This window comes from Bradyrhizobium sp. CCBAU 53421, from assembly GCF_015291625.1.
GTDB lineage: Bacteria > Pseudomonadota > Alphaproteobacteria > Rhizobiales > Xanthobacteraceae > Bradyrhizobium.
Genome location: NZ_CP030047.1, coordinates 2,359,002 through 2,383,269 on the forward strand (window position 1 = coordinate 2,359,002; position 24,268 = coordinate 2,383,269).

Annotated in this window: 19 protein-coding genes; 11 read left to right on the forward strand and 8 right to left on the reverse strand. The window is 65.5% G+C overall.

Features of this window, described 5'->3' with window-relative positions; genetic code table 11:
* Position 1 precedes the first annotated feature (1 nt).
* Complete coding sequence (locus tag XH92_RS11160; RefSeq protein ID WP_194459252.1) at positions 2 to 1,456, reverse strand: GH1 family beta-glucosidase; 1,455 nt, start codon at positions 1,454 to 1,456, stop codon at positions 2 to 4.
* 246 nt (positions 1,457 to 1,702) lie between these two features.
* Between XH92_RS11160 and XH92_RS11165 the strand changes: the two genes are divergently transcribed.
* From XH92_RS11165 to XH92_RS11190, 6 genes are all read left to right on the forward strand, one after another.
* A complete protein-coding gene (locus XH92_RS11165; protein ID WP_194459253.1) occupies positions 1,703 to 4,369 on the forward strand; it encodes a M1 family metallopeptidase in 2,667 nt (888 codons plus the stop codon).
* Between the two features lie 78 nt (positions 4,370 to 4,447).
* Positions 4,448 to 6,100 carry an acetolactate synthase large subunit gene (locus XH92_RS11170; RefSeq protein WP_194459254.1) on the forward strand — a complete coding sequence of 551 codons (1,653 nt, stop codon included), beginning with the start codon at positions 4,448 to 4,450 and terminating at the stop codon, positions 6,098 to 6,100.
* 137 nt (positions 6,101 to 6,237) lie between these two features.
* Positions 6,238 to 7,878 (forward strand): phosphoglucomutase (alpha-D-glucose-1,6-bisphosphate-dependent), encoded by a 1,641-nt coding sequence (gene pgm, locus XH92_RS11175; protein ID WP_194459255.1) that lies wholly within the window; start codon positions 6,238 to 6,240, stop codon positions 7,876 to 7,878.
* 23 nt (positions 7,879 to 7,901) lie between these two features.
* On the forward strand, positions 7,902 to 8,858 hold the full coding sequence (locus XH92_RS11180) for an NAD(P)-dependent oxidoreductase (RefSeq protein ID WP_194459256.1): 957 nt from the start codon (positions 7,902 to 7,904) through the stop codon (positions 8,856 to 8,858).
* Positions 8,851 to 9,726: a dihydrodipicolinate synthase family protein gene (locus tag XH92_RS11185; protein ID WP_194459257.1), complete on the forward strand. Its 876-nt coding sequence runs from the start codon at positions 8,851 to 8,853 to the stop codon at positions 9,724 to 9,726. Before XH92_RS11180 ends, XH92_RS11185 begins: the two co-directional genes overlap by 8 nt.
* A gap of 111 nt (positions 9,727 to 9,837) precedes the next feature.
* A complete protein-coding gene (locus XH92_RS11190) occupies positions 9,838 to 12,162 on the forward strand; it encodes a xanthine dehydrogenase family protein molybdopterin-binding subunit (RefSeq protein ID WP_194459258.1) in 2,325 nt (774 codons plus the stop codon).
* A gap of 70 nt (positions 12,163 to 12,232) precedes the next feature.
* Here the strand turns inward: XH92_RS11190 and XH92_RS11195 are convergent, their stop codons facing one another.
* The 3 genes from XH92_RS11195 to XH92_RS11205 are packed head-to-tail and all read right to left on the reverse strand — an operon-like array spanning position 12,233 to position 15,452.
* A complete protein-coding gene (locus tag XH92_RS11195; protein WP_194459259.1) occupies positions 12,233 to 13,429 on the reverse strand; it encodes an acyl-CoA dehydrogenase family protein in 1,197 nt (398 codons plus the stop codon).
* A gap of 14 nt (positions 13,430 to 13,443) precedes the next feature.
* Positions 13,444 to 14,589 (reverse strand): acyl-CoA dehydrogenase family protein, encoded by a 1,146-nt coding sequence (locus tag XH92_RS11200; protein ID WP_194459260.1) that lies wholly within the window; start codon positions 14,587 to 14,589, stop codon positions 13,444 to 13,446.
* A 5-nt stretch (positions 14,590 to 14,594) separates the two neighbouring features.
* Positions 14,595 to 15,452, reverse strand: coding sequence for an enoyl-CoA hydratase (locus XH92_RS11205; RefSeq protein ID WP_194459261.1), 858 nt, complete (start codon positions 15,450 to 15,452; stop codon positions 14,595 to 14,597).
* A 157-nt stretch (positions 15,453 to 15,609) separates the two neighbouring features.
* Here XH92_RS11205 and XH92_RS11210 point away from each other — a divergent pair, with 157 nt between their 5' ends.
* From XH92_RS11210 to XH92_RS11220, 3 genes are read left to right on the forward strand one after another with little or no spacing between them, the layout of a single operon-like run.
* Positions 15,610 to 16,224, forward strand: a complete 615-nt coding sequence (locus XH92_RS11210) for a LemA family protein (protein WP_050404104.1) — start codon at positions 15,610 to 15,612, stop codon at positions 16,222 to 16,224.
* A gap of 21 nt (positions 16,225 to 16,245) precedes the next feature.
* Complete coding sequence (locus XH92_RS11215; RefSeq protein ID WP_194459262.1) at positions 16,246 to 17,142, forward strand: YgcG family protein; 897 nt, start codon at positions 16,246 to 16,248, stop codon at positions 17,140 to 17,142.
* Positions 17,143 to 17,146: 4 nt separating this feature from the next.
* Positions 17,147 to 17,644, forward strand: coding sequence for a TPM domain-containing protein (locus tag XH92_RS11220; protein WP_194459263.1), 498 nt, complete (start codon positions 17,147 to 17,149; stop codon positions 17,642 to 17,644).
* Positions 17,645 to 17,838: 194 nt separating this feature from the next.
* Here the strand turns inward: XH92_RS11220 and XH92_RS11225 are convergent, their stop codons facing one another.
* The 4 genes from XH92_RS11225 to XH92_RS11240 form a co-directional block, all read right to left on the reverse strand.
* Entirely contained in the window at positions 17,839 to 18,453 is a 615-nt protein-coding gene (locus XH92_RS11225; protein ID WP_194459264.1) for a glutathione S-transferase family protein, read from the reverse strand.
* Between the two features lie 105 nt (positions 18,454 to 18,558).
* Positions 18,559 to 19,872 carry an MFS transporter gene (locus XH92_RS11230; RefSeq protein WP_246788369.1) on the reverse strand — a complete coding sequence of 438 codons (1,314 nt, stop codon included), beginning with the start codon at positions 19,870 to 19,872 and terminating at the stop codon, positions 18,559 to 18,561.
* A gap of 124 nt (positions 19,873 to 19,996) precedes the next feature.
* Positions 19,997 to 20,806 carry an MBL fold metallo-hydrolase gene (locus XH92_RS11235; RefSeq protein WP_194459265.1) on the reverse strand — a complete coding sequence of 270 codons (810 nt, stop codon included), beginning with the start codon at positions 20,804 to 20,806 and terminating at the stop codon, positions 19,997 to 19,999.
* Positions 20,803 to 21,177 carry a Crp/Fnr family transcriptional regulator gene (locus XH92_RS11240; RefSeq protein WP_194459266.1) on the reverse strand — a complete coding sequence of 125 codons (375 nt, stop codon included), beginning with the start codon at positions 21,175 to 21,177 and terminating at the stop codon, positions 20,803 to 20,805. The genes XH92_RS11235 and XH92_RS11240 overlap by 4 nt, the downstream gene beginning before the upstream one ends.
* Positions 21,178 to 21,383: 206 nt before the next feature.
* On the opposite strand from XH92_RS11240, the gene XH92_RS11245 reads away from it, so the two are divergent.
* Both XH92_RS11245 and XH92_RS11250 read left to right on the forward strand, forming a co-directional pair.
* Positions 21,384 to 22,451 carry a hypothetical protein gene (locus XH92_RS11245; protein ID WP_194459267.1) on the forward strand — a complete coding sequence of 356 codons (1,068 nt, stop codon included), beginning with the start codon at positions 21,384 to 21,386 and terminating at the stop codon, positions 22,449 to 22,451.
* 193 nt (positions 22,452 to 22,644) lie between these two features.
* Positions 22,645 to 24,192, forward strand: coding sequence for a hypothetical protein (locus XH92_RS11250; protein WP_194459268.1), 1,548 nt, complete (start codon positions 22,645 to 22,647; stop codon positions 24,190 to 24,192).
* The last annotated feature ends 76 nt before the right edge of the window (positions 24,193 to 24,268 follow it).

Genomic DNA, 24,268 nt, shown 5'->3' on the forward strand with positions numbered 1-24,268 from the left:
ATCACACGCCGATGGCGTTGCGCGCGATCACGTCGCGATAGAACGCCGCGCTCAGTTTCGGCACCCGCGCCTGGGTCTCGAAATCCACCCGGTAGAGGCCGAAGCGCTTCGCGTAGCCGTAGATCCATTCGAAATTGTCCATCAGGCTCCACAGGAAATAGCCGTGGACCGGAACGCCGTCGGCGGTCGCGCGCTGCAATTGGGCGAGGTAGTTGCGCAGGAACATGATGCGGTCGAGGTCGTAGATCTGCCCGTCCGGCTGCACCTTGTCCTCGCCGGAGGTGCCGTTCTCGCTGATATAGATGCTCTTGATGTTCCAGAGCTTGGCGGCGATCCGCGCCGCCCAATAGATCGTCTCCGGCGCGATCCGCAGCCAGTCCGAACTCATGTGCGGGAACGAGGCCGGCATCGGCAGCGGCTTCCAGCCGGGAGCAGTGTCGGTGGCGAGCACATAGCAGTGCGGCGCGTAGATGTTGAGCCCGACGAAATCGTTGGGCTGCGCGATGATCTTCAGCTCTTCGGCGGTGAATTTGGGCGCATCGGCGCCGGCATATTGCAGGAAGGCCTCGGTGTATTTGCCTTCGAGGAGGACGCCGAGGAAACCCGCGTTCAGCTCGCGCGTCGCGATCTCGGTGGCGCGGATATTCTCCGGCGTGTTGACCGCGGGCACGCAGGCGGTGATGTTTTCGGCGGGGCCGACCCGCGTGCCCGGGCGCCCCTTGGCGCGGATCGCCTGCACCGCGAGCCCGTGCGCCAGCGCGACGCGGTGGCGCGCCTGGTTCACCTCGGCCGGCGGCAGCTTCAGTCCGGGCGCGTCGACGCCGAGCGCATAGCCGAAGGGGAGGAAACGCCCGACCTCGTTGAGGGTGAAAATGTTCTTCACCCGGTCGGTCAGCCGCTGCGCCACATAGCCGGCGTAGTCGCCGAACGCCTTCGACGTGTCGCGCGAGCGCCAGCCGCCGACCCTGTCCTGCAACGCCTGCGGCAAGTCCCAGTGATAGAGCGTGGCATAGGGCTCGATGCCGTTGGCGAGCAGCTCGTCGACCAGGCGGTTGTAGAAGTCGAGGCCCTTCGGGTTCGGCGTGCCGGTGCCGTCGGGAAACACCCGCGGCCAGGCGATCGAGAAACGATAGGCCCTGGCGCCGAGATTTTTGATGAGGCCGACATCTTCCTTGTAGCGGTGGTAGTGCTCGTTGGCGCGATCGCCGGTCGAGCCGTCCTCGATCTTGCCCGATGTATGGGTGAATGTGTCCCAGATCGACGGGCCGCGGCCGTCCTCATTGACCGCGCCCTCGACCTGGTAGGATGAGGTCGCGGTGCCCCAGACGAAGCCGGCGGGAAAGTTCGTGCCATTCGGCCGCGGCGCGTGGTTCGCAGCCTGCCCCGGGGCTGACAGGCCGAGCGCCGAAAGGCCTGCAAGGCCCGCAAACTGCCGGCGCGAGAATGTTCCGAGCATTGTTGTCCCCCGTCGCCGGACGTTGCGGCTGGAATGTCAGCCACAAGTTAGCCTTCCCACCTGCTGTTGAGCAACACGGGCCGACAGGCGAATCAACCTGGCGCTTGGCACGCCAATCGATGCGAAGCGTTGTGATCCCCATGTCGCGGAGTTGTCAGTTTTGTGGCGACATTTTCTCTACTAGATTGCCTGCCAGGTCCTGCCGGAATGCCCTCCGAAAATCACAGCGATCCCGTGAGCCGCGCGATGAACAAGCCTGCAACCCATGTCCGAACCGCGCTGCTGCGTCGTCTTGCTACGGCAATCGGCTTGCTGCTGGCGACGGCCCCTGCAGCGCAGGCCGAGCAGACATTCTCGTTCGACAGCACCCCCGGGAAGCTGCCGAAGACGGTCGTACCGCTGAGCTACGCGATCGAGCTGACACCCGATCTCACCAGCCTCGCTCTGCCCGGCGTCGAGACCATCGAAATCGAGGTGCGCGAGGCGACCGCGCAGTTGACGCTGAATGCGATCAACACGACGTTCGCCGAGGCTACCATCGATGACGGCGCGCAGCGCGCGATGGTCGTGATCGACGCCGCCGCGCAGACCGCGACGGTGGCCTTCGCCAAGCCTGTTACGGTGGGCCGGCACAAGCTCCGCATTGCCTTCACGGCGCAGATCAACAAATTCGGCACCGGCCTGTTCTCGGTCGATTATCCGACCCCGACCGGGATCAAGCGGCTGATCTCCAGCAAGCTGGAGCCGGCCGACGCAAGGCGGATTTTTCCGTGCTGGGACGAGCCGTCGTTCAAGGCGAGCTTCGCACTGACGGTCGTGATCCCGCGCAATCTGCTTGCGGTCGGCAACATGCCTGTCGCGAGCGAGGAAGCGGTCGCCGGCGATCTCAAGAAGGTCACGTTCGCGCCGACGCCGAAGATGTCGAGCTATCTCTTCGTGCTCACGGTTGGCGAGCTCGAGCGGATCACCGCGGATGCCGGCGGCGTCACGGTCGGCGTGGTGACGACGGAGGGCAAGAGCGGGCAGGGCCGGTTTGCGCTCGACAGTGCGGTGAAGCTGCTCGCCTATTACAACGATTATTTCGGCGTGAAATATCCGCTGCCGAAGCTCGATTTGATCGCCGTTCCCGGCGGGTTCGGCGGCGCGATGGAGAACTGGGGCGGCATCACCTTCTTCGAGAGCCGGCTGCTGTTCGATCCCGCGACCAATGCCGAGACGGCGCGGCGCGGCATCTTCGCCATCATCGCGCACGAGATGGCGCATATGTGGTTCGGCGATCTCGTCACCATGGCGTGGTGGGACAATCTCTGGCTCAACGAGGGCTTTGCCAGCTGGATGGCGACCAAGGCCTCGGAGCAGTTTTACCCGCAATGGCAGAGCTGGCTGAACGGCTACGGCGCCAAGCAGTTCGCCATGGCGCTCGATGCGCGCCGCACCTCGCATCCGGTGCAGCAGCCGATCGCCGATCACAGCGAAGCGGTCACGGCGTTCGATGCCATCACCTACAGCAAGGGTCAGGCTCTGATCCGGATGCTCGAGACCTGGCTCGGCGAGCGGGCGTTCGGCGACGGCATCCGCAAATACATGGCGGCGCATGCCTACAGCAATTCGACAACGGCCGATCTCTGGCAGGCGCTCGAGGCGTCCGGCGGCAAGCCGATCACCGGCATCGCCGCCTCCTTCACCGAGCAGGACGGCGTGCCGCTGGTGGTGGCCGAGACAGCCTGCGATGGCGCGGCGCAGCGCCTGACGTTGCGGCAGGACCGCTTCGTGATCGCCCCGGCCAACGATCCGCCGCTGCCGGCCCACGACTGGCAGATCCCGGCTACGGCCGGACCTGCGCACGGCAAGCCGTTTGACGAGATCCTGCTGAAGGGCAGTGCCGATATTCCGGCCGGCGCATGCGGCGATGCGATCAAGGTCAATCTCGGCGACGTCGGTTACTTCAGGGTCGAATACGGCCCCAAGAACCGCGCGGCGTTGCTGAACGCCTTCCCGCAAATGCAGGTCGCCGATCGGCTCAATGTCGTCACCGACAGCTGGGCGCTGGTGCAGGCCGGCCGCGCCGAGGCGCCGTCCTATCTTGCGCTGCTCGACGCGCTCGATGCCGGCGACCATCGCGCGGTGTGGGATCAGGTGATCTCGACCTTCGCCACGCTCAACCGCCTGTCGCGCGACCGCGGCGAACGGGGTGTGATCCAGGCCTATGCCCGCGCCAAGCTGCGCCCGGTGTTCGATCGGATCGGATGGGATGGCAGCGGCCCCGACGACGACGACACCGCGCTGCTGCGCGCGAGCCTGATCTCGACGCTTGGCGATCTTGGCGACGCGGTAATCATTGCCGAGGCGAAGCGACGCTTTGCGGCGTTCCTCGATGATCCCAGCTCGCTGCCGACCACATTGCGCGATGCGGTCACCCATGTCGTCGGCATCACCGCCGACCGGGCAACCTATGACCAACTGTTGACGCTTGCGCGCAAGAGCACGGCGACCAATGAGCGGCTGCGCTATTATTTCGCCGCAGCCAGCGCCCGCAATGCCGAACTGGCGCGCGCGACGCTGGCATTGACGCTGACCAGCGAATTGCCCGACACCATCGTCACCGGGATGATCAGCGCGGTTGCGGGCGCAGGCGAGCAGCCGCAACTCGCCTGGGACTTCGTCCGGACCAATTTCGATACGCTGCTGGCGAGGCAAGGGCCGAACTTCCGCGACCAGTTCGTGCCGAACTTCATGACCCATTTTACCGATCAGGCCCACGCGGCAGAACTCGCCGCCTTCGCCCCGTCGCAGTCCACCAGCGGCGGGCGGGTCATGGTGGCGCGCTCCTTGCAGGCGATCGCGATCTCGGCCGATCTCGCTGCGCGCGTGCTGCCCGCGGCCGACGCGTGGATCAAGGCGCACAAGCCGTGAGCTCGCGAGGGAGTTTCCGGCGGCGCGCGATGCGGCTATGCTCCGTGCGCGGCATGCAATCAACGAGGCGAGGCTGACATGGTCAAAGGTTCCGATTTGCTGGTCGCGGCCCTCGAGAATGAGGGCGTGGAACGGGTGTTCGGCGTTCCCGGCGAGGAGAATCTCGACGTCGTCGAGAGCCTGCGCAAATCCTCGATCAAGCTGATCGTGACCCGCCACGAACAGGCCGCGGCGTTCATGGCGGCGACCTATGGCCGGCTGACCGGAAAGCCCGGCGTCTGCATGACGACGCTCGGTCCCGGCGCGCTCAATCTGACCACCGGTGCGGCCTATGCGCTGCTCGGCGCGATGCCGATGGTGATGTTGACGGGCCAGAAGGGCATCCTGAGCAGCCGGCAGGCCAAGTTCCAGATCGTCGATATCGTCAACACGTTCCGGCCGCTGACCAAGCTGTCGCTGCAGATCGTCAGCGGCGCCACCATTCCGACGCTGGTGCGTGACGCCTTCCGGATCGCGACGCAGGAACGGCCGGGGCCGGTGCTGCTCGAACTGCCGGAGGACATCGCAGGCGAGGAGACCGAGCCCGTCGAGCTGGTGCATCCGCATCCGATCGAAATCCCGATCGCGCACGCCGCCGCGCTCGACCGTGCCGCCGACATGATCCTGAAAGCGCAGCGTCCGCTGATCATGCTCGGTGCTGCGGCATCGCGCCCGCGCTCGACCGCCGGGATCGGCGACTTCGTGCGGCGGACCAAGATCCCGTTCTTCACGACCCAGATGGGCAAAGGCACGGTATCGGGCGGCACCAATCAGTATATGGGGACCGCCGCGCTGAGCGAGCGCGACTATGTGCATGAGGCGATCGACCGCGCCGACCTGATCATCGCGATCGGTCACGACACGATCGAGAAGCCGCCCTTCATCATGGGCCCGAAGGGGCCGCAGGTGATCCATGTCAGCTACACGCCGGCGACTGTCGAGCAGGTCTATTTCCCGCAATGCGAGGTGATCGGCGATGTCGGGCCGAGCCTCGAGCTGCTGGCCGACCGCGTCGCGGGCAAGCTGCCGCATGCCAGCGCGCTGCTCAGCCTGCGCGAGGGCATTTTGGCGAAGATCACCGATCGCGCCACCGAGGGCCGCTGGCCGCCGACGCCGCAGCGCATCGTGCACGATGTGCGGCAGGTCATTCCCGAGGACGGTATCGTTGCGCTCGACAACGGCATGTACAAGATCTGGTTCGCGCGCAACTACCGCACGCTGCTCGCGAACTCGTTGCTGCTCGACAACGCGCTCGCCACCATGGGCGCCGGCCTGCCGTCGGCGATGATGGCCGCGATGCTCTATCCGAACAACCGCGTGCTCGCGGTCTGCGGTGACGGCGGCTTCATGATGAATTCGCAGGAGATGGAGACCGCGGTCCGTCTCAAGCTCAATCTCGTGATCCTGATCCTGGAAGATTCCGCCTATGGCATGATCCGCTGGAAGCAGGCGGTCGATCACTTCCCGGATTTCGGCCTGACCTTCGGCAATCCGGATTTCGTCAAGTACGCCGAAAGCTATGGCGCCAAGGGTTCGCGGATCGAAAGCACGGAAGCGATCGTCCCGACCCTGGAGCGTGCCTTCTCAGGCGGCGGTGTGCACCTCGTGGTGGTGCCGATCGATTATACTGAGAACAAACGGGTGCTGGTCGATGAGCTGCGCGAGAAGGTGCAGCAGATCGACGTCGAATAGCGGATTGCGGCTGACGACGGGGAACGAAAAGCCCTCGGCTTGATTGAACGTAAGCCGCCATGGTAGCACGCCCAGATATCACGCAATGCTATCACTCGTTGTGCTGATGGTCGGTGATACCAGATCTGAGAGGTCACGTGACTGCACCAAATCCTGCCGCCGGCAAACCCATCGATCCCTCAGCGCTTGCCAATGTGCCGCGGCTGGTCACGGCCTATTTCGCCGGCAAGCCTGACGCCAGCGATCCCATCCAGCGGGTTGCGTTCGGCACCTCGGGCCATCGCGGCTCGTCGCTGAAGAACTCCTTCAACGAGGACCACATCCTCGCCACCACGCAGGCGATCTGCGATTACCGGCGCGAGAAGGGTCTCACCGGACCGCTGTTCATCGGCATCGACACCCATGCGCTGGCCGAGCCGGCGCTGGCCAGCGCGGTGGAAGTGTTCGCGGCGAATGGCGTCGAGATCATGATCGACGCGCAGGGTGGCTACACCCCGACGCCTGTCATCTCGCACGCCATCCTGAGCTACAACAAGGGCCGCAGCACCGGCCTTGCCGACGGCGTCGTCATCACCCCGTCACACAACCCGCCGGAGGATGGCGGCTACAAGTATAACCCGCCGCATGGCGGCCCGGCCGACACCGATGTCACCGCGGTGGTCGAGAAGAATGCCAACCGCTACATCGAGGCCGGCCTCAAGGGCGTCGCGCGAATGCCCTATGATCGCGCGCGCAAGGCCGCGACCACGCATCTGCACGACTACATCACGCCTTACGTTGCCGATCTCGGCAATACCGTCGATCTCGCGCTGATCAAATCCGCCGGTGTCAAGATCGGCATCGATCCGCTCGGCGGCGCGGCGGTGCATTACTGGCAGCCGATCATCGCGCGCTACGGCATCAACGCGTCAGTGGTCAACAATGCGGTCGATCCGACCTTCCGCTTCATGACCGCGGATTGGGACGGCAAGATCCGGATGGACTGCTCGTCGCCCTATGCGATGGCGAGCCTGATCGGGATGCGCGACCGCTTCGACGTCGCCTTTGCCAACGACACCGATGCCGACCGCCATGGCATTGTGACCCGCTCGAACGGGCTGATGAACCCGAACCACTTCCTCGCCACCGCGATCGCCTATCTGTTTGCGCACCGGCCGCAATGGAGCAAGGACGCCGCGATCGGCAAAACCATCGTGTCGAGCTCGATCATCGATCGCATCGCGAAGAAGCTGGGCCGCAAGCTGGTCGAGACGCCGGTCGGCTTCAAATGGTTCGTCGAAGGGCTCGGCAGCGGCGGCTTCGGCTTTGCCGGTGAAGAGAGCGCCGGCGCCTCGTTCCTCAAGCGCGACGGCACGGTGTGGACCACGGACAAGGACGGCATCATCCTCGGCCTGCTGGCGGCGGAGATCATCGCCAAGACCGGCCGCGATCCCAGTGAGTTGTTCAACGAGCTGACCGCCGAACTCGGCGTTCCCTATTACGAGCGCATCGATGTCGCGGCGACGCCGAAGCAGAAGAACGCGCTAAAGGCGCTCGGGCCCGAGCGGCTCAACATGACCGAGCTTGCCGGAGATCCGGTGCGCGCGGTCCGGACCAAGGCGCCGGGCAACGATCAGCCGTTCGGCGGCATCAAGGTCGAGAGCGAGGCCGGCTGGTTTGCGGCGCGTCCCTCCGGCACCGAGGATGTCTACAAGATCTACGCCGAGAGCTTCCGCGGACCGGATCATCTGAAAAAGATCCAAAGCGACGCGCAGGCCGCGATCGCCAAGGTGTTTTAAGGGCGCGGGGCCGGGCGGAATTCATGCGCGTATTGTTGACCGGCTCTTCCGGCTGGCTCGGCCGTTTCCTTGCGCCGCGGCTTCGACAGGCCGGCCATGACGTGACCGGCCTCGATGTCGTCCCGGGCGAGGCGACTGGTGTGGTCGGTTCGGTGGCCGACCGATCGGTGGTCGACCGGGTGTTCGCCGATCGCGGCATCGAGGCCGTGATCCATGGCGGGGCTCTGCACAAGCCGGATATCGAACGGTTCGCGCCGCAGGCTTTTGTCGATGTCAACGTGTCAGGCACGCTCAACCTGCTGCAGGCCGCCGTGGCCGCCGGCCATAAGCAGTTCGTCTTCACCTCGACCACCTCGCTGATGATCTCGCAGGCGATCCGCGACGAGGAAGGTCATGCCGCGGTGTGGCTCGACGAGAGGTCGGGGCCGCTCGAGCCGCGCAACATCTACGGCGTGACAAAACTCGCCGCCGAAAACCTGTGCCGGCTGTACAGCCGCGAGCATGGGCTGAACTGTGCGGTGCTGCGCACCAGCCGCTTCTTCCCCGAGGATGACGACACGATCCGCGACATCCATGGCGAGAACCTGAAGGCGACCGAGCTGCTGTATCGCCGCCTGACCGTCGAGGATGCCGCCGGCGCCCATGTCATGGCGCTGGAGAAGATCCGCGGCTTCGAGGTCTTCGTGATCAGCGCGCCGACGCCGTTTGGACGCAGCGACGTTGCCGCCCTGAAGACCGACGCGGCCGGCGTGATCGCGCGCTACTTCCCGGAAGCACCGGCGCTGTTCGCCCGGCGCGGCTGGCACCTGCCGGCATCGATCGGCCGGATCTACGATGCCGGCAAGGCCGAACGCTTGCTCGGTTTCCGCGCGGCAACCGACTTTGCCGCGGTGCTCGGCGCCTTGCGCCGTGGCGAGCCGCTTCCCTTTGCGCACGATCCCGATTATGTCTCGCCGTCAACGAGGCTCGCAAATGGCTGACTTCCACGGCGTCTTTCCCTACCTGGTGTCCCCGGTTGATCCCGCCGGCCATGTCCGCACCGAAGTGCTGGGCCGGCTGTGCGACGATCTGGTCAAGGCCGGCGTCCACGGCCTGACGCCGCTCGGCTCGACCGGCGAGTTCGCCTATCTCAACAATGCGCAGCGGATGCAGGTGGTGGCGACCACGATCGAGGCCGCGCAGGGCCGCGTGCCCGTGGTCGCAGGCGTCGCCTCGACCTCGACGGCGGATGCGGTGGCGCAGGCCAAGGCCTATCAGAAGCGGGGTGCTGCAGGCATTCTCGCGATCCTGGAGGCGTATTTTCCGCTCAGTGACGCCCAGGTGGAATCCTATTTCCGTGCCATTGCCGATGCCGTCGACATTCCGCTCGTGATCTACACCAATCCGAATTTCCAGCGCTCCGATCTCACGCTCGACGTCATCGCGCGGCTCGCCCAGCACCCGCGCATCGGCTACATCAAGGACGCCTCGACCAACACCGGCCGGCTGCTGTCGATCATGAACCGCTGCGGCGACGGCCTGAAAGTGTTCTCGGCGTCAGCCCATATTCCGGCCGCGGTGATGCTGATCGGCGGCCATGGCTGGATGGCGGGACCGGCCTGCATCATCCCGCGGCAGAGCGTCGAGCTCTATAATCTCTGCCGCCGCGCCCGCTGGGACGAGGCGATGACCCTGCAGCGCAAGCTCTGGCGCATCAACGAAGTGTTCGCCCGCTTCAACTTGGCCGCCTGCATCAAGGCCGGGCTCGCGATCCAGGGCTACGATGTCGGCGACCCCGTGCCGCCGCAGGCGCCGCTGACCGCCGAGCAGCGCAAGGTGGTCGAGGCCGCGTTGCGCGATCTCGGCTGAAATTGGCTTGCGCGTTGCATCAGGCGCATTACGTCGTCGTTTCCGGGCGTGTTGTCTCGCGCCGAAAATCCGTTAAAACCCGCCGAAATTTCTGAAATCAAGGACCCTGCGATGAACATTCTTCCCGGCAATATGCGTTTTGGTGCGGGCCAGCCGGTCAAGCGTCTGGAAGACCAGCGGCTGCTCACCGGGAAGGGGCATTTCATCGACGACAAGCCGCAGGACGGCGCGCTCTGGCTGCACGTGCTGCGCTCGCCGCATGCCCACGCCAACATCAAGTCGATCGACGTCAAAGCGGCGCTGGAGATGCCCGGCGTCAAGGCGGTCTATACCGGCGCCGACCTCGTCAAGGACGATATCGGCACGCTGCCGACGCTGGCGATCTTCAAGCGGCCCGACGGCTCGCCGATGACCGTGCCGCCGCGGCGCCTGTTGGCGCATGAGGTCGTGCGCTATGCGGGCGAGGGTGTCGCGGCCGTGGTCGCGACCTCGCGGGTGCTGGCGCAGACCGCAGCCGAGGCGATCGAGGTCGATTACGAGGTGCTGCCTTCGGTGGTTGATCCGGTCGAGGCGATCAAGCCGGGCGCGCCGGCGGTCTGGCCGGAGGCGCCGGACAACATCGTGGCCGCGATGAGCTATGGCGACGCCGCCAAGGTCGAGGAGGCTTTCGCCAATGCCGCGCATAAAGTGTCGCTCGACCTCGTCAGCCAGCGCCTGGTGCCGTCGGCGATGGAGCCGCGCTCGACCATTGCCGAGATCGAGAAGAAGACCGGCCGGCTCATTCTCCATGTGCAGTCGCAGACCCCGGGCTCGACCCGTGATCTCCTCGCGGAATCGATCCTGAAGCGGCCGAAGGACAGCGTGCGTGTTTTGGTCGGCGATATCGGCGGCGGCTTCGGCCAGAAGACCAGCCTCTATCCCGAAGACGGCATCGTCGCCTATGCCGCGACCAAGCTGAACGAGAAGATCCGCTGGCGCGGCGATCGCACCGACGAATTCGTCGGTGGCACCCATGGCCGCGACCTCACCTCGACCGGCGAGTTCGCGCTCGACGCCAAGGGCCGCGTGCTGGCCTATCGCGTGCGGTCGATCGGCGGCACCGGCGCCTATTCGTCGGGCACCGCCAACATCATTCCGCTGGTGCTCGGCCCGTTCGTGCAGACCGGCGTCTACGATCTGCCGCTGGTGCATTTCGAGGTGAAGTCGGTGATGACCAACACCGCGCCGGTCGGCGCCTATCGCGGCGCCGGCAGGCCGGAGGCCGTGTTCATCGTTGAACGGCTGTTCGATGCCGCCGCCCGCCAGATCGGCATGGACCCGCGCACCATCCGCAAGGTCAACTACATCAAGCCGGCGCAGCTGCCCTACACCAACGCGGTCGGGCAGGTGTACGATTCCGGCGCCTTCGCCCATATGCTGGAGCGCGCGTCCGATCTGGCCGACTGGAACGGCTTTGCCGCGCGCAAGAAGGCGGCGAAGAAGAAGGGCCTGCTCTACGGCCGCGGCTTGACCAGCTACATCGAATGGACCGGCGGCCGCGCCCATACCGAGAACGTCTCGTTGCATGCGACCGCCGAGGGCCGCGTCGTCCTGTGGTCGGGTACGATGGCGATGGGGCAAGGCCTCGCCACCACCTACACCCAGATGGTGTCCGAGTCGCTCGGCATTGCGATGGACAAGATCGACGTCATCCAGGGCGACACGGACCTGGCCACCGGTTTCGGCAGCGTCGGCTCGCGCTCGCTGTTCGTCGGCGGCACCGCGGTTGCGGTCTCCGCCAACGACATGATCAACAAGGCGCGCGACAAGGCCTCAAACCTGCTCGAGGCCTCCGTCGGGGACATCGAGTATCGCGACGGCTTCCTCACCGTGGTCGGCACCGACAAGCGCATCAGCCTGTTCGAGATCGCGGCCAAGGAAAATGGAGCAAAACTCTCGGTCGAGAGCGAGGGCAATGTCGACGGCCCGAGCTGGCCGAACGGCACCCATATCTGCGAGGTCGAGATCGATCCCGAGACCGGCGTCACGCGCGTGGTGCGCTACACCACGGTCGACGACGTCGGGGTCGCGGTCAATCCGATGCTGGTGACCGGGCAGGTGCATGGCGGCGTCGTCCAGGGCATCGGCCAGGCGCTGTACGAAGGCGTGGCCTACAGCGAGGAAGGCCAACTGCTGACCGCGAGCTATCAGGACTATTGCATCCCGCGCGCCTCGGACGTTCCGCCGATCACGGTGACGCTCGATCCCTCCGCGCCCTGCAAGACCAATCCGCTTGGCGCCAAGGGCTGCGGCGAGTCGGGCGCGATCGGCGGCCCACCCTGCATCACCAACGGTGTGATGGATGCGCTGAGCGAGGTCGGGATCACCCAGCTGAATACGCCGCTGACGCCGGTGAAGATCTGGCAGGCGATCCAGGACGCCAAGGCGGGGACTTAAGCGCGCCGATGCCTTCACCCTCCCCCTCCAGGGGAGGGTAAGAGGAAGGGCGAATTCGTCCAACCGCGGCCTACAACCCCAACACCATCTTCGCGATGATGTCGCGCTGGATCTCCGACGAGCCGCCGAAGATCGTGTACGCGCGCCCGTTGAGATATTCCGGCACCACCGGCAGCAATTCTTCCGGGATCGCCGGCTCGTGGTTGAGCCGGTAGAACGGCCGTGCCGGCTCGACGGCAAGGCCATCCTGGCCGATCACGTCGACGCCGAGCCGCGTCACGGCCTGACGGATCTCGCTGACGCGGAGCTTGATCAGCGACGACACCGCGCCGGGATTCTGCCCGGTCTGCAGCGCCGACAGCACCCTAAGCTCGGTCATCTCGAGCGCGTCGATATCGACCTCGACCTCCGACATCCGCATCGCGATGTCGGGATCCTCGATCGCGCGGCCGGTGACCTCGGAGCCGGCGAGATCGGAGATCGTCTTCAGCGCCTCGCGCAGCTTTGCGGAGGCGATGCCGGAGCCGCGCTCGAACTCGAGCAGATATTTGCCGTAGGTCCAGCCCTTGCCTTCCTCGCCGACGCGATTGGCGACGGGCACACGGACGTCGTCGAAGAACACCTGGTTGACCTCGTGGTCGCCGCCGATGGTCAGGATCGGGCGCGTGGTGATGCCAGGCGTCTTCATGTCGACCAGGATGAAGCTGATGCCGTCCTGCTGCCGCTCGCCCTCATTGGTGCGCACCAGCGCGAACATGCGGTTGGCGTGATGGGCATGCGTGGTCCAGATCTTGGTGCCGTTGATGACGTAGTCGTCACCGTCGCGCACCGCGCGGGTCTTCAGCGACGAAAGATCGGAGCCCGAACCCGGCTCGGAATAGCCTTGGCACCAATAGTCTTCACCCGAGAGAATCCGCGGCAGATAGAAATTCTTCTGCTCCGGCGAGCCGAAGCCGATGATGACGGGGCCGACCATCTTCACGCCCATCACGTTGACATTCGGCACGCCGGCGCGGGCGCATTCGGCCTCGAAGATCCAGCGCTGCGCCGGTGTCCAGTCCGGCCCGCCATGTTCGACCGGCCAGCCCGGCGCGCCCCAGCCCTTCCTGTGCAGCGCGCGCTGCCAGGCCATGCCGATATCGGGGTCGGAGAACACCGACGGCGTCAGCGCGGTAGCGCGCTTCATTTCCGGCGTCAGGCTCTCGGCGATGTAGTCGCGGACTTCCTGTTCGAAGGCGCGTTCCTCGGCACTGAAGGTGAGATCCATGGTGCGCTCTCCGTTTACCCGTGGGCGCGGCCGCTCAGCGCGGCGTGGCGGCGATAATGATGGGCGCTGCCGCCGAACAGCGTGTCGAAGGCCAGCAGTCGCTTGAAATAGGCGCCGATGTCGAGCTCCTCGGTGACACCCATGGCGCCGTGCAGCTGCACCGCCTGTTCGGCGACGAAGCGCGCGCATTTGCCGATCTTCGCCTTGGCGCCGGACGCCGCGCGGCTGCGCGCCACCGGCTCTGCGTTCGCCATGAGTGCGGCGCGCAGTGCCATCGAGCGCGCCTCGTCGACCTGCATTGCGACGTCGGCGAGGCGGTGGCGGATCACCTGGTTGGCCGACAGCGGCCGGCCGAACTGCTTGCGGATTTTTGTGTATTCGAGCGTGGTGTCGAGCAGCGTCTGCATGATGCCGACCGCTTCTGCACCGAGCGCGGCCATCGCGCGGTCCACCACGGTTTCGATCGCGGGTAGCGCATCCTGGCCGTTGCCGAGCAGCGCGTCGGCGGGCAATTGCACATCCCTGAGATCGATATTGCAGCCGCGCCCGCCACCGAGCCGCGCGTAGTCGCGCAGAGTGAGGCCGGGCGCACCGGCCGGCACCAGAAACAGGCCAAGCTTGCCCGATGTGCCATTGGCATTGGCAACGCGGGCGGAGACGATGATCTGGCTGGCGGCCGCTCCATCGAGCACCGCGATCTTGCTGCCGTTCAGCCGCCAGCCGTCGGTGGCCTTGGTGGCCCTCGCGTCGATGTGGGCAAGGTCGAAGCGCGCGGCGCGCTCCGAATGCGCGAAGGCGAGTGTGAGCGCGCCCTCGGCGACCTTGGGCAGGATCGCCTGCTGCTGCGCCTCGGTGCCGCATTCGGCGACCAGCGCGGCGCCGATCACGACGGTGGAGAGGAACGGCTCCGACACCAGTCCGCGGCCGAAGGCTTCCATCAACAGCCCGACCTCGATCGCGCCGCCGCCGAGCCCGCCATGGGCTTCGGCAATCGGCAGCGCCAGCCAGCCGAGCTCGGCGAATTGCTTCCAGATCGCGGGCGAATAGCCTAGCGGATCGTTCGCTGCCATCTTGCGATGCTCTGATGTGAAGGTCTCCGCCACGAAGCGGTCGGCACTTTCGCGCAGCAGACGCTGCTCGTCGCTCAGGGTGAGGTCCATCGGGTCTACTTCACGTTGGCGGTTTTCTTGACGGAGGGATGCAGACCCGCAGGGTCCACGATCATTCCGAATTCCTGCAGGTTGTGAGCGTGGCAGAGCTGATGCAGCGCGAACGCCTGATCGATCGCGGCGGGTTGGCCCATGATGTCGATCGAGCGGTTCACCGCCTCCTTGGACAGCTTCAGCGCGAAGGCGGGCTTGGCCGCGATCCTGCGCGCCAGCGCCAGCGTGAAGGACGACAGATCGCCGCGCGGCACCACGTGATTGACCATGCCGAGACGATGCGCTTCGTCGGCGCTCCAGACGTCGGCGGTGAACAGCATCTCCTTGGCCTTGCGCGCGCCGAGCTCCCAGGGATGCACGAACCACTCGACGCCGCAGACCCCCATCGTCACCACGGGATCGCAGAACTCGGCGTCATGGCTCGCGACGATTAGGTCGCAGGCCCAGGCCAACATCAGCCCGCCGGCGATGCATTTGCCGTGGATCTCCGCGATCGTGGGCTTGGCGAGATTGCGCCAGCGCCTTGTGATCTGCAGATAGATCTCCTGTTCGCGCGCGAAGCGGCCGTGCGCATTGGGCTCGGCAAAGCCGCCCCAATTTCCGACTGGCGGGAAATCGACGCCTGCCTCGTTCTTAGCCCCAGGCCTGAGATCGTGACCGGCCGAGAAATGCGGGCCGTTGCCGGCGAGGATGATGACCTTGATCGCGTCGTCCTGCACCGCCCGGTCGAAGGCGGCGTTGAGGTCGTAGGTCATCTGCAGGTTCTGGGCGTTGCGCGCCTCGGGGCGGTTCATCACGATCCGCACAATCGCGGGATCGGGCCGCTCGACAACAATCGTCTCGAATTGTTCGGACGTCATGGATCCTCCCGCGATCGATTTTTCGCCATGATGAACGGCGCAGGGAGGGATAGGCAAGGGCCATCATCTGCAAAAGAACGCGCGAAATCCGCCGCACGGGATTATCAGGCGAAAATCTGTTACCGTGACGAGAGAATCCACCGGGAGGACGATCTTCATGCGCAAGCTTTGGACCGTGCTGGCAGCGCTGGCGACATTGAGCCTGACCAACTGCGGCTACAACGCGATCCAGACCAATGACGAGCAGGTCAAGTCGAGCTGGTCGGAGGTGGTGAACCAGTACCAGCGGCGCGCCGATCTGGTGCCGAACCTCGTCAACTCGGTGAAGGGCTTTGCGCAGCAGGAGAAGGATGTGCTGCTCGGTGTCACCAATGCGCGCGCCAAGGTCGGCAGCATCCAGGCGACGCCCGAGGTGCTCAACGATCCCGCCGCGTTTCAGAAGTTCACGCAGGCGCAGGGTGAGCTGACCAGCGCGCTGTCGCGGCTGCTGGTCGTCACCGAGAATTACCCGCAGCTGAAATCGGACGCGCTGTTCCGCGACCTGATGGCGCAGCTCGAGGGCACCGAGAACCGCATCACCGTGGCGCGCAACCGCTACATCAAGGCGGTGCAGGACTACAATGTCGGCATCCGCACCTTCCCGAACAATCTGACTGCGATGGCGTTCGGCTACAAGGAGAAGCCCAACTTCACGGTCGACAATGAGAAGGAGATCTCGACCGCGCCGAAGGTCGATTTCAATCCGGCTCCGGCGCCGGCGCCGTCGAAATAGCGCCGGCCGGCGCCGATCGCGATGACCGCCGCACGCGTCATCCTGCTCGCCTTGCTGCTGGGCTTCGTGTGCCCGGCATGGGCCGAGGTCGCCGTGCCTCAGCTCACCGGCCGCGTCGTCGACCAGACCGGGACGCTGTCGGCGAGCGACGTCGCGTCGCTGAACGACAGGTTGAAGGATCTGGAGACCCGCAAGGGCAGCCAGGTCGCGGTCCTGATCGTGCCGACCACCGGCGAAGAGACGATCGAGCAGTTCTCGATCCGCGTTGCCGAGGCATGGAAGATCGGGCGCAAGAAGATCGACGACGGAGCGTTGCTGGTCGTCGCCAAGAACGACCGGCATTTGCGCATCGAGGTCGGCTACGGCCTCGAAGGCGTGCTGAGCGACGTCGTCACCCACCGCATCATCGACGAGGACATTAAGCCGAAATTCAAGGCCGGCGATTTCGCCGGCGGCATTTCGGCGGGCGTCGACCGCATGATCCGCCTGATCAATGGCGAGCAATTGCCGGCGCCGGAGCCCGAGCATTGGCAGGGCCCCAATCTCGTCGATCTCGCCAATCCGGTGACGATCTTCATCGTCATCATCGTCGCGAGCGTGCTGCGTGCGATGCTGGGGCGGCTGCTGGGCTCGGCGGCGACCGGCAGCATCGTCGGCGTGTTCACCTGGATGGTGGCGGGCTCGCTCGCCACCGCGCTGGTGGTCGGGCTGTTTGCGGCGGTTGCGGCGCTGATCTTCGGCGGATTGAATTTCGGCGGCCCGGCGGCCGGCTCGGGACCGTACCGGCGCGGCGGCGGCTATTCGGGCGGCTGGTCCGGCGGCGGGGGCTGGAGCAGCGGCTCGAGTTCGGGCGACAGCGGCGGCTTCAGCGGTGGAGGCGGCAGCTTCGGCGGCGGCGGCGCCTCGGGGAGCTGGTAGGCACATGAGCATCAAGCGTATCGGCAAGCACCTGCTCGAGCATCGCTGGCGCGTGCGGCGCGCGTTTCCGCCGCGCGTGCTCGACGCCATCGAGCAGGCGATCAAGGCCGGGGAGGCCACGCATTCCGGCCAGATCCGCTTCGTCGTCGAGGGCGGGCTCGACGGCGTGCCGCTGTTCCGCAACCAGCCGGCGCGGGAACGCGCGCTCGACGTGTTCTCGCACTTGCGGATCTGGGACACCCATCACAACAACGGTGTTCTGATCTATCTGTTGCTCGCCGACCGCGACGTCGAAATCGTCGCCGACCGCGGCATCGATGCGAAGGTCGGCCGCGCCGGCTGGGAAGCGATTTGCCGCACGATGGAAACGGATTTTCGGGCCGGCCGGTTCGAGCAGGGTGTGATCAAGGGGATCGAGGCGGTGTCGCGGGAGCTGGCGCGGTATTTCCCGCATGCCGAGGGCGGCCCGAACGAGCTGCCGGACAAGCCGGTGGTGATTTAGGGCGGGTGCTGCCGAGATCTCATCCTCCCCTGGAGGGGGAGGATCGACGCGAATGCAATGAGCGGCGAGGTGGGGTGGAGGTCTGTCCGCGTGAACGCTGCCCGAGTGGAGAGATCACCCCACCTCGGTTCGCATTGCGCTGCGCTTCATGCGAACCGATCCTCCCCCTCCAGGGGAGGATAAGAAGACCGCCTTTACGCCTTCACCGAGGGCCGCGCGCCGACGCGGTTGAACCAGGCCACGATGTTGCCGTTCGACTGGTCCAGCGGCTGGCCGACCTGGTTGCCGAAATCGAGCCAGCAGTAGAGCAGCATGTCGGCGAGGGTGAAGCGCTTGCCGCAGATGTAGTCGCGGCCGTCGGCCATCTGGTCGTTCAACCACTTGATGCGGTTGGCGGCAATCATCTTCAGTCCGGGCGACGCCTCCGGCGCGACCGGAATGCGTTTCTCGAAGAACCTCAGCGCCTCGCCGAAGCGATAGCCGTTGGCGAGCGGCTCGGCGATGTTGAGATCGACGCGGCGCGTCCACATCCGGCATTCCGCGCGTTCTTCCGGCGTGCTGCCGATCATCGCGGGCGAGGGGTGCTTCTCCTCGAGATATTCGCAGATCGCGGTGATCTCCGAGAGGTAGTTGCCGCAGTCGAGCTCGAGCGCCGGCATCTGGCCGTGCGGATTGCGCTTCAGATGCGCTTCCTCGCGGTTCTCGCCCTTGCGCAGGTCGACGGCCTGCTTGGGGATCTCGATGCCCTTCTCGGCCATGAACATGCGCACGATGCGCGGATTGGGTCCGATCGAGTCGTAAAGCTTCATGGTCCTCGCTCCCGGTTCTTCAGCATTATTCTTGCCGCTGTTGAACAGGCCACGCGCGGATTTGTCAAATGTAGCGCTGCATGCGTGGTCGCGCACGCGCGGAGGTCATTGCGCCGGTTGCGTTGCGATTCCCGGCGCGGACGGTCGACCGCGATAGACCGACAGACCCACGAGACCCACCGCCGCGGCGAACAGGATGTAGTAGACCGGTGCAGCCTTGTCGCCCGTGACCTGGACCAGCCAGGTGTTGATGAACGGCGCCAGCCCACCGAACAGCATCACGGCGAGGTTGTACATCAGCGATGCGCCGGTCGAGCGCACGCCGACCGGAAATATCTCGGTCATGAAGGCCGGCATCGGTCCGGCCAGGGCGCCGAGCAGGATCGCGACGACCTGCAACTGCCAGAGGTTCGCCGTGGTCGGGGCGGCGACGAGCCGCTGCAGGATCACGTAAAACAGCAAGCTGTAGACGATCAGCGCTGGGACGAGCACCGCGCGACGACCGATCCGGTCGGAGAGGGCGCCGCAGGCCACCGCCACCGCCGCATTGACGAGGCTGACGACGAGCAGGCCGAGCTGCGCGTTCAGGATCGGGAGCTTCAGCTCGGCGACCGCATAGGTCGGCAGAAAGATCGCGTTGACGTAGTTGATCGCGGTACCGGCCGCGATCAGGCAGAACGAGGCGATCAACTCGCGCGGATGTTCGGAGAACAATTGGCCGAGCGTGGTCTGCCTGCTCGGTTGTGCCGTCGCGGCCCTCTCGGCGAGATACGCCTTGAATTCGGGTGACTCGTCGCACCGTTGGCGCAGGTACCATCCGGTCGGCCCGATCAGAATGCCGAGGATGAACGGCACGCGCCAACCCCAGCTCGCGAAGGCGTCGGGCGACAGGCCGAGATTGAGACCGATCGCCATCGCGGCGCCGAGGCCGAACGCCAGCGATTGCGACACCATCTGGAACGAACCGTAGAAGCCGCGTCTGCCGGGCGGCGCGAATTCGATCAGCATCGCGCTGGCGCTGCCGAACTCGCCGCCGGCGGAAAAGCCCTGGATCAGCCGCGCCAGCAGCAACAGCAGCGGCGCCGCGATTCCGATCGCGCCATAGGTCGGCAGCAGGCCGAGCAGGCCGGTGCCGACAGCCATCAGCGATATCATCACGACCAGCGCCTTCTTGCGGCCGTGCTTGTCGGAATAGAGCCCGAACACCAGGCCACCCAGCGGCCGGGCCGCAAAGGCGATTCCGAATGTCGCGAAGGTCAGCAGCAGCGAGGAATGCGGATTGTCCGCGGGAAAGAACAGCTTGCTCAGGATGCCGGCGAACAGGCCGAAGACGGTGAAGTCGAACCATTCCAGCGCATTGCCGATCGTGGAGGAGATCACCACCCGGCGGCGCATCTGCGCCATCGTGTCAGCCTGCATTGGTTTCGTCTCCTCGCTGCCGGCACGGCTTTCGTCGCCGCGCCCATGATTCTTGATCGTTGTGAACCGATCCTAATGCAAAGCCATGGCAGGCCACAACGGCCGGCTTTGCTTGGACCAAGGGTCAATCGTCGAGCTTGTTGAGGTCGCGCACCGACTGCATGATCGGCTCGAAATTCGAGCGCGCATCGAGCGCGTCGAACAGCTGCGCGGTGTCCTCGAGCAAGGCATGCGAGCGTTGCAGCGCGATCCGCACATCGTCCTGCGGCGTGTCGGATAGCCGGCCGTGACCCGACAGCAGGATCTTCGAATTGAGTCCCTTCAACCGTTCCAGCGACTGGATGTAGTCGGCGATCGAGCCGGAGCCGAACACGCCGCCCATCACGCCGCCGGGCATCAGCGTGTCGGCGGCGAACAACAGCCCCTTGTCCTGATCGAACAGCGAGATGCAGGCCGAGGTATGGCCCGGCGTGTACATCACGTTGAGGCGGAAATTGCCGAGGTCGATCAGGTTGCCTTCCTCGAGCCAGATGTCGATGTCGATCGGCACGTTCGGTTCGTTGAACATCTTGCGCAGCATCGAGAAGTCGTCGCGCAGCATGATCTTGTTGGCGGCGAGCCGGTGCGCGGCGATGTAGGCTGAGCCATGGAAATGATAGGCCGCGCCGATGTGATCGAGATGCTCGTGGCTCAGCACCACCATGTCGATCATGTCGGGCGTTACCCCGAGATGGTTGAGGCACGCGACCAGCGACGGATAATTGCTCGACAGTCCGACGTCGATCATGATGGTGCGCTTGCTGCCGCGTACGAGATAGGCGTTCGCCGCGCGGTTCTTGAAGCGGATCTGGTAAACGTCGTCGGCGGCCTGGATCAGCGTCGCGACGTCGGCGTCGAACAGCGTCTTGAACGGGCTTGGCTTGTGCTCGCTCATGGTGCGGCCGCCGTCCGATAAGTGACCGCGTTGGACGCGCGCAGGCGTTTCGACAGCGCATCCATCACCATCAGCGCGAAGGCCGGCTGTTGGCTGACGAGATAGACGAAGCGGGCGTGGTTGATCCGCATCACCCGCGTCTTGGGCGCGGAGGCAATGGCGGTTGCGGAGCGCGCCGAGCCGTCGATCACGGCCATCTCGCCGAAGAATTCGCCCTTGCCGAGGCTGACGATGACCGTCTTGTTTCCGCCATCGATCTTGGCGATGTCGACGGTGCCGTCGAGCACGACGAACAGCTCGCGGCCGGTCGAGCCTTCCTCAAAAATGACGTCATCGACACCAAATTCGTTGATGCATTTCTCGATCGTCATGGCACTCCCTCCTGCCTTCTGGCTGGAAGATGGCGGTATGTTAATCGGGAAAGCGCCGCGCGCAAACGGAGCTGACGCAGATTGCCGCATGGCAACATCGCCCAAATCCGGCCCGGAAAACTCCCTAAAATTTAGGTAATGGCCGGGTGGGGTAACCATTTCGCAAGCAATAAAAGTTACCGAATTGTCAACCCAGTCTGGAGACTTTGAACGTGAGTGAGCAGCAGAGCGAGCCGGTCAGCGGTCAAGCCGGCGCCGAGACGGCGGCGAAGAGCGAGCCCGTGGCGGCCGCGGCCGGTGCCGAGGCTGTCAGGCTTGCGCCCGAGCAGGAGGAGACGTCGCCGAAGGCGGATGCGCCCAGGATCGACGCGCCGAAGCCCGAAGCCCCCAAGGTTGAGCCGTCCCGGCTTGATCCCATGGTCGAGGCCAAGATCGACGCCAAGATCAACCCCAAGATCGACCCGACCAATATGGACGTGCCCAAGGTCGAGACCGGCAAGCGTGAAGAGCCGCGTTTCCCGGGCAAGCTGATGATCATGGCGCCCGGTGACCGGACCTGGGACCATGAGGCGACCGCCTCCAAGCCGGGCGCCGAACAGACCGCCAAACCGGCCGGCTCGCGCCGGTTCGGGGCGATGGCCGCGGTGATTGCGCTGGCGACCGTGGCAGGGGCCATCGGCGGCGCACTTGCGACCGCAGGGCTCGGCCATCTCGCCGCCCCCGCCGCTGCCTCCGTCAGGGATGTGGCTGCCAAGGACGCTGCCACGGACGCCGCTGCCAAGGAAGCGGCCGATGCCGCGCTCGCCCGGATCGAATCCGAGATCGCCGCGCTGAAGGCCAGCGTGGAGCAGACCGCCAAGGCCGGCCAGGCCCAGTTTAGCAAGGCCAGCGACCGGATCGAGAAGGTCGAGAAGGCCCAGGCCGAACCGATCGCCAAGCTCAACAAGCTCAGCGAGACCGTCGACAAGCTTCGCGCCCCGACGACGACCGTCGCCGCTGTCACGCCCGCCCGCGAGGTTACGGGCTCGATCCCGCCGGCGACTGCCGCGGCTGCGCCGGCCGCCCCCAGGCCGGAGGTCGGCCGCATGCCGGTGGTTGACGGCTGGGCGCTGCGCGACGTCGGCAATGGCGGCGCACTGATCGAGGGCCGCGGCGGCATCTACGAGGTTTATGCCGGCGATCCCGTCCCCGGCCTCGGCCGCGTCGACGCCATCCGCAAGCAGGACGGCCGTTGGGTGGTCGTCACCAGCAAGGGCCTGATCGTCTCGCGCTAGAGCATTTTCGGTTCTGATTGAATCAGAACCGAAGCTCTAGCTTGTCGTTTGGGCGCGTTTTCTTCACGCGAGCCGGCGTCCACTTCGCTCGAAAACGCTATGATCGGCGAAACACGACGATACCAAGGCGCTTCACCGCGATGTGAAGCGCCTTTTTTCTTGAATAGGGTTTGCCGTGCGGTGTTAGTGGGGCATGAGCCGCGCGTTGAAATGCCTCCTGCTGATGTCCGTTCTGCTCGGTGGCGCCGTGCCTGCACCCGCCGCGGAGGATCGCGCGGTGGAACGCGGTACGGCGGTGATCGATCCCGCGATCCTGCGCGAGCTCGATCATGGCCGCCTCGGTCTCGGCCGGATGCTCGCGCCAGAGCGCTCCGCCGATGCGCCGCTGTCCAATCGCGATCTGTTCGGAATGCCTGCGATGGCGCCGGTGCGCGAGGCACTCGATCGCGAATTCGATCGCTATGTCGCAAAGCATCAGGCGAGCCTGCCGAACGAGAGCATCGGCGTCGGCGACGGCTTTGCATTCCAGCTGTTCGATCGCGCGCTGTTTCAATCTCCTGACGTTCGCTTCGTGCTGGCCGGCATCGTCAACCGCATGGATCGCGCCTATGTGGCGCCGGCAAGCTGCGGCGAGATTCGGCTGATCTATCGGCTGACCCGCACCGACGTGCCGCTGATCGGTGAGAACGCGGTCTCGCAGCGGCTGCCGATGACGTTGAACCTGGTGCTGAAGGCGAAGGGCGACGGCAACGATGCATCGCTCAGCTGCCGCGAGATCGCACGGCGCTGGCTCGCGACCGCCAGCGCACCGCCTGCGATGGAGAAATTGTTCGGCAAGGACGGACCGCTCGACCTGATCGATGCCCGCAATATCGATCGCATCGAGACCAATCTGCAGATCGCGCACGCGCCGAAATCCGCGGTGCGCGACTTCCGGACCGACTATCTCCTGAAAGTGTTCGACTATGACGGTGCGGCGAAACGCTTTGCCGAGGCGCCGCTGGAGAACCAGATCGATCGCGATCGTATTCTGGCCGACGAGGCGCTGAAGCGCGACTTCAAGGCCTGGCTGCTCGATCCCGGGCATTTTGCCGAGCTCGATCGCGGCACCTTGCTGATCCCCGATCGTTTCCTTGCAACCGGCGCAGTCGCACCGACGCCGACCGGTTTTGATGTCAGCGACCTGGAGCCGGAGTTCGGGATGGTGCAGGGCGAGGAGGCGGCCGGCAACACGGTGTTCTCGGAAGGTGACGTGGTCGGCGCGTTGCAGAAGGCTGCGGCGAACGGGACGAACCTGCAGAACATCAAGTCGCTGGCCGGCTTCGAGCGGCGCCTCAACGATGTCACCTGTGCAGGCTGCCACCAGACCCGCGGCATTGGCGGCTTCCATTTTTCCGGCGTCGACTGGATGGCGGCGAAGCCGTCGAACTCCACCGTGGTGCCGGCCTCGCCGCATTTCTTCGGCGACCAACCACGCCGCCGCGATATCCTCGCAAGCTTCCGCGACGGCAAGGCGCCGGACTTCTCGCGCGGCTTCTCCAACCGGCCGCAACTGCGCGCCAGCGCCGAGCTTGCCGGCACCGAATACAGCAACGGCTGGGGCGCGCATTGCTATCTGCCGGGCAGCACGCCGGCCGAGACCGACCGCAGCTTTCGCAGCTGGACCTGCGCCGAGGGGCTCGCGTGTCAGGTTGCCGGCAAGACCTCCCGCATGGGCATGTGCTTCGTGAAGGGGCGGTAGTCCTGTGCCGGAACCTTTTCTCATCGCCGCCGCGCTCATGCGGGGAGAGGTGACGCGGGCAGATTGACAGTGGGCT